This is a genomic window from Acetobacter papayae JCM 25143, from assembly GCF_000613285.1.
Taxonomy (GTDB): Bacteria; Pseudomonadota; Alphaproteobacteria; order Acetobacterales; family Acetobacteraceae; genus Acetobacter; species Acetobacter papayae.
In genome coordinates this window covers 21,499-27,498 of the sequence record NZ_BAIN01000035.1, presented here as the reverse complement: position 1 = coordinate 27,498, position 6,000 = coordinate 21,499, and the positions used below count along the sequence as shown (strand labels likewise).

Below are 6,000 nucleotides of genomic sequence, written 5' to 3'. Positions count from 1 at the left end.
CTGGCGGGCGGCAGCTTTTTGAAATCCGCAGCGTTTCCAGCCGCGACAGCCCCGCTCCCGCGTCAAACCGGGGGGCGCGGCGAAAACCGCAATCCACCACGACCCGCACACCCGGTACGGTTAGCGAGGTTTCGGCAATGGAGGTGGCCAGAATAACTCGTCTCTCGCCCGCATTGCCGGGCTGGAGCACGCGCGCCTGTTCCGCGGGGTGCAGTTCTCCATGCAGGGGCAGGACCGTCACAGCGCAATCGGCCAGCAGTTGTGCAGTGCGCCTGATTTCTCCCGTGCCGGGCAGGAAGACCAGAATATCGCCTTCCGTTTCGGCCAGTGCCCGTCGCACGCCCGCCGCCGTGACCGTAGGAATATCGCGCAGGGTTGCGATATCCTTTGTGGCATGGTGCACGCTCAGCTCGTGCATACGGCCCGAGCTGGTAAATACCGGCGCGTTCATTAGCGTGCTCAGGCGTTCGGTTTCCGCCGTGGCGGACATGGCTACCAAACGCAGGTCCGGGCGCAGGCTGCGTTGCAGGTCCAGACAGAAAGCCAGCGCCAGATCCGCATCCAGCGAACGTTCATGGATTTCGTCCAGAATAACGCAGGCAACCCCTTCGAGCATGGGGTCTGACAGCAGGCGGCGCAGGAACAGGCCTTCGGTCAGCACTTCAATGCGCGTGTGTTCGGATATGGCGCTGTCCACCCGCGTGCGGTAGCCCGCGAACAGTCCCACCTTTTCGTCCCTGAGGGCCGCAATGCGCTGGGCAGCGGCCCGGGCGGCTAGCCGCCTTGGCTCAAGCATGATGATACGCTCGTGCTCGCCCCGCCATGGGGCTGCGGCCAGAACAGGTGGGATAGAGGTTGTTTTACCCGCGCCGGGCGGGGCGACCACAACCGCGCTGGCAAACTGTCCTCCCGCGGGGTCCGTGGCCAGATGGGCGCAGAGCGCTGGCAGGATTTCGCGCACAGGCAGGCCTTCCGTGATGGAGAACGGGTCGGACGCGGGGGAGAGTATAGGCATGAGCGTGTTATGGCGTGCCGCCAGAGCGGGCGCAATGGCGGGCCTGCTTGGCGCTTGTCAGGGCAGCCCGGCCAAGGGGGGCTGCCGCGGGTTTAGCCTGTGCCGCGCAGAAGCCTTGTGGGGCTTCGTGCGCGGGGGCTTGCCTGCGTGGGGAAACAGGGCTGTCGGGTTACTGGCTGCTTTGCGTGCTTTTGCCAGGCAGGGTCAGAAAACCCGCCTTGGGGGACTGCACGCGCGTCTTTGCGGGCTTGGTGGCGGTGGGTGTTGTGTCGTCCCCGGTCGGGAAAATGGGGTTGGGTTCCGCATCCTGCGCACTGGTGGCCGGGGTGGCAGCGGGCTGGGCGGGTGTTGTTTCGGCTGCTGCTGCGGGGGCGCTGGTCTGAGCCGGTGTGGCAGGCAGGGTCTGTGTGTCGGTTTTTGTGGCGCTGGGGGCTGGCAGGGGCGCTGCGGTGTCATCCTGCCCGTTGAGAGACTGGGTCTGGATTGCGCTGCCCATGGGGGTGCCACCAGCATCCACCAGCCATTTGCTGAGCGAATGATGGACCTGATACTCGAACTCCACATTGAGTGTCTGCATCATGTCGCGGGTGACGGCGTACAGATTGGCCCGGCTTTCCACATTGCCTGAAGGATCAGGGTGGAGCGACTGCGATGCCTGCGCGGAGGCCGAGGCAACGCGGTGGCCATCGGCCGCCAGAATATCGAGATGAACCCCCACATTCCCTTTCAGCGTGCCGCCGGGCAGATGCAGGATGGAGGCGCGGTCGATCACGAAACGGGCCGTGTTGGTGGAATCGGTCGCGCCGCGCGCGCTCAGCCTGTCCTGTGCCATCTGGCGTATGGCCTGTAGCGGCGGGGTGGGGGATTCAGGCCCGATATTGCCTTCCACCGGGTGGGCGGCGGTGCGGTCAACAATCGCGAGCGAGGAAACGTTGAGGTTCATCTGGCCCAGATAGTCGTAGCGCAGGGGGGCGAACTGGGTTGGTTCGCTGTTCTGGGCGCAGCCAGCCAGCAGGGCGGGAAGCAGCACGGCTGTTGCCACGGACGAACGGAACAGACGGGAAAACGGCATCATGACTCACACTCTGGAACAGCCGGATTACGGGCAGATGAACCACCAGCGCCCGACCTGGTCAGGCGCTGCTCTCATTAGGTGAGCGAGTGTGCGACAGGGGCGGGGTGCGGTCAACGGGGCGTATCAGCGCCCGACGGCAATGCTCTGGCGCGGGAAATGGAAATCCTTGTTGCAGAACTCGCAGGTCATGACGATGGTGCCGTTGTCCTGACACATGTGGTCAAGATCATCCTCAGGGAAGCGCTCCAGCACATCAATCAGCCGTGCCCGCGAGCAGCGGCAGCCAAAGGCGAGGGCGCGCGGCTGGTTTACATGCAGGTTCTGCTCATGAAACAGGCGGTTGAGCAGATGGGGAGAGGACAGCCCATCATCCAGCACTTCCTGATCGCGCAGGGTTGCTGCCAGAATGGTCGCGGTTTCCCAGCTTGCATCATCGGGGCTTATCAGCAGGTTTTCGTCCGTGCTCTCATCCATGGCCGAGGTAGCTTCGGCATCCGACTGTGCACCGCCTTCGCCCGCGATCCGCTCAAGCACCAGCCCGCCCGCGCGCCAGCCTGCATCAGTCATGGCGCAGGCCAGCATGACCTGACAGGCATGCTGCTCACTGGTGTTGAAATAATGGGTGGCCATGGCGGCAAGGTCATCGCCGGCTATGTCCACAATTCCCTGATGACGCTCCATTTCCGCGCCCTGATCAACCGTCAGGGCCAGATAACCATTGCCCAGCAGGGCGCGGTCGGTGGGGTTGGGGGTGGTGGCGAGCAGGTTTTCAAGCGCGTCCGGATCGGTGCGCACATAAAATCGCAGGGCACCGGAGTTGGTGCAGTCAGCCACCAGCATGGAAACCGGGCCATCGCCCTTGATCTGGAGCGAAAACGAGCCCTGAAACTTCAGGGCCGAGGCCAGTGCCGCCACCAGAGCCAGCGCCTTGCCAGCAAGCTGCGTGACCGGGGCCGGGTTGTCATGGCGGGTCAGCAGGGCATCGGCCAGCACGCCAAGCCTGATCAGGCGGCCGCGTACCGGCTGCCCCGCCAGATAGAATGGCGTAACACCGCCGGGCACCACAAGGTCGGGCACATCGGGGCGGTCACGATCAAGAAAAGCCGGTTTTTCCATGGAGTAAAGTCAGGCCCTGCATAAGCATGAAACGGAGAAAACGCGCAGTGGCAGGGCCCGCAAGGCCCCGCCGCCATGGGTCAGATGTTCGAGGAAATATCCAGTTCCAGTTTCTCGAGCTTCTGTTCCAGAGCGCGCTGATCAGGGGCGGAAAGGTCCAGAACCGAGGTCAGACTGCCCAGAAATGCCTTGCGGCAGGCATCGTGCTCGGCATCAAGGTCCTGCGTGCGGCCGCACCCTGCCAGGCAGTCGAGATAGCTGGCGCGCAGCGGGGCGAGCTTGTCCGCCGCAACGGGCAGGCCTGCCAGAATGGCGTCCAGACTGCTTTCCACCCAGCCGGGGGCGTTGGGTGTATCTTCCGTTGTGGTGGGGGAGGCAGCTCTGTCTACACCATTCATCAGCCTTGTTCCTTGCCGAAAGAAGTCCAGTTCGCGCCACCCAGCGCCCAGGCGAGTATGCCTTTCTGGGCGTGCAGGCGGTTTTCGGCCTCATCAAACACAACGGAATGATGGCTTTCAAACACCTCCTGAGTGACTTCCTCCCCTATATGGGCAGGCAGGCAGTGCATGAACAGGGCCTGCGGTGCGGCAAGTGCCATCAGTTCGGTGGTGACACGGTAGGGCTCAAGCCGTTCGGCGCGCGCGCTGGCTTCAGCTTCGGAGTCGGACATGCTGGTCCATGTGTCGGTCACCACGCAGTCGGCCCCGTCCACGGCGGCACGGGGGTCGGCGGTCCATTCTACCTTGCCGCCTTCGCGCAACGCCCAGTCCAGCACATCCTGCGGCGGCTTCATGCTCACCGGGGTTGCAGCGCGCAGCGTAAAGCCAAAGCGCACAGCCCCTTCGATCAGGGATACCAGCACATTATTGCCATCGCCCGTCCAGGCGAATGTGCGGCCTTTAACCGGGCCACGATGTTCCTCAAAGGTCATGACATCGGCCATGATCTGCACCGGGTGGGAGTTGGGTGTCAGGCCATTGATGACAGGCACACCGCTCCAGCGGGCCAGATCATGCAGGTTTGACGTATGGCCGGTACGCAGCACGATGGCATCCACAAAGCGGGAGAGCACACGGGCGGTATCGGCAATGCTCTCGCCCCGCCCGATCTGCATTTCCTGCGGGGACAGCACCACCACATCCCCTCCGAGCTGGCGCATGCCCACCTCGAACGAAACCCGGGTGCGGGTCGAGGGCTTGGACATGATCAGCCCCAGTTGCCGCCCGGCCAGTGGCTGGCGCGGGTGCAGCGGAAAGCGCCGCCCCTGCTGCATGCGCTTCATGCCTGCCGCCGTGTCGATAATCTGGCGCAGGGTGGCCGTGTCCAGATCCTTCAGGTCAAGGAAATGGCGCGGCGGCACGGAGTTGAGGGAGGGCGGAACAATGGAGGCGACGGCGCTCACGGTGTAGGCTCCAGAACAGTCTTGATGGTCGACCTGTCTTTCAGGGCGGCGATGGCGCGCACCAGACAGGCCACGGCGTCACGACATTCGGTTTCAGTTACGGTCAGGGGCGGGACAAGCCGCAGGACGTTATCGCCCGCTGTAACGCACAGCAGGCCCGCATCCTGTGCCGCGTCCTGCACATCGCCCACGGGTGGCACGCAGCGCAGGCCCAGCAGCAGGCCAAGGCCACGGCGCTGGTCGAAAATTTCCGGTGCATCGGCCACAACCGCATCCAGCAGGGTGTCCATCAGGGCGGCGCGTTCACAGACCTGATCAAGAAAACCCGGGGCGAGAATGACATCCAGCACGGCGTTGGCGGCGGCACAGGCCAGCGGGTTCCCCCCGAAGGTCGTGCCGTGCGTGCCCGGCGTCATGCCTGCGGCGACTGCCTGCGTGGCCAGAATGGCCCCGATGGGAAAGCCGCCGCCCAGCCCCTTGGCCGTGCTCATGACATCCGGGGTGATCCCGGCCCACTGGTGGGCAAACAGGCGGCCGGTGCGGCCTACGCCAGTCTGCACTTCATCAAGGGCCAGCAGCACACCGGTTTCATCGCACAGGGCGCGCACGGCGCGCAGGTAAGCCGGATCAGCCACCTTGATCCCGCTTTCGCCCTGTACGGGTTCAAGCATGATGGCGGCGGTACGCGGGGTTATCGCGGCGCGGACAGCTTCGATATCGTTGAAAGGCACATGCGTGAAACCGGAAACCGGCGTGCCGAAGCCTTCAAGATATTTGGGGTTGCCGGTGGCGGACAGCATGGCCAGCGTGCGGCCATGGAACGCGCCGTCCATGCAGATGATGTCCGTACGTTCGGGGTGGCCGGCCAGAAACTGCGCCCGGCGCGCCATCTTGACCATGCCTTCATTGGCTTCAGCGCCGGAATTGCAGAAAAACACGCTGTCAGCGAACGTGTTGGCCACAAGCCGTTCAGCCAGTTTTTCTGCCTGCGGAATGCAGAACAGGTTCGAGACATGGATAACCCGCCCCGCCTGTTCGCTGATGGCCTTTACCAGAGCCGGGTGCGCATGCCCGATTGAACTGGTGGCGATACCAGCAGCAAAGTCCAGAAATCGTCGTCCGTCCGATGCGTACAGCCATGCGCCCTCTCCCCGCTCGAAGGCGAGACCGGCGCGTTTGTAGGTTGGCATGAGCGGAGAGATCATGAGACTGGTCTTTGCTTTGAGTTGAGTGTTGAACCCGGTTGGTGGCCATGAAAACGATGATGCAAAACGAAAAGCGCCCGCTGCCTGAAAATGGAGCGGGCGATCCGTTACACTTTTGTATCATGGCGCTTTCAACAGCAGAGAGTCAAATATCTGGCTTAAAATTCCTGCATGCGCGGCATGCGTC

General features: G+C 63.5%; 6 protein-coding genes. All 6 read right to left on the bottom strand.

All coding sequences use genetic code 11. The features are described 5' to 3' along the window. On the bottom strand, nt 1-1,015 hold a 1,015-nt coding region (locus JCM25143_RS09505; protein WP_025860945.1), incomplete at its 3' end, for a helicase-related protein. A 169-nt stretch (nt 1,016-1,184) separates the two neighbouring features. After that, nucleotides 1,185-2,090, bottom strand: coding sequence for a RodZ family helix-turn-helix domain-containing protein (locus JCM25143_RS09500; RefSeq protein WP_025860944.1), 906 nt, complete (start codon nt 2,088-2,090; stop codon nt 1,185-1,187). A gap of 123 nt (nt 2,091-2,213) precedes the next feature. Next, nucleotides 2,214-3,206: an Hsp33 family molecular chaperone HslO gene (gene hslO / locus JCM25143_RS09495; protein ID WP_025860943.1), complete on the bottom strand. Its 993-nt coding sequence runs from the start codon at nt 3,204-3,206 to the stop codon at nt 2,214-2,216. Nucleotides 3,207-3,286: 80 nt separating this feature from the next. After that, a complete protein-coding gene (locus JCM25143_RS09490; RefSeq protein ID WP_025860942.1) occupies nt 3,287-3,604 on the bottom strand; it encodes a hypothetical protein in 318 nt (105 codons plus the stop codon). Next, a complete protein-coding gene (gene argF / locus JCM25143_RS09485) occupies nt 3,604-4,608 on the bottom strand; it encodes an ornithine carbamoyltransferase (protein WP_025860941.1) in 1,005 nt (334 codons plus the stop codon). Before argF ends, JCM25143_RS09490 begins: the two co-directional genes overlap by 1 nt. Then, nucleotides 4,605-5,813 (bottom strand): aspartate aminotransferase family protein, encoded by a 1,209-nt coding sequence (locus JCM25143_RS09480; RefSeq protein ID WP_025860940.1) that lies wholly within the window; start codon nt 5,811-5,813, stop codon nt 4,605-4,607. Before JCM25143_RS09480 ends, argF begins: the two co-directional genes overlap by 4 nt. Nucleotides 5,814-6,000: the final 187 nt, after the last annotated feature.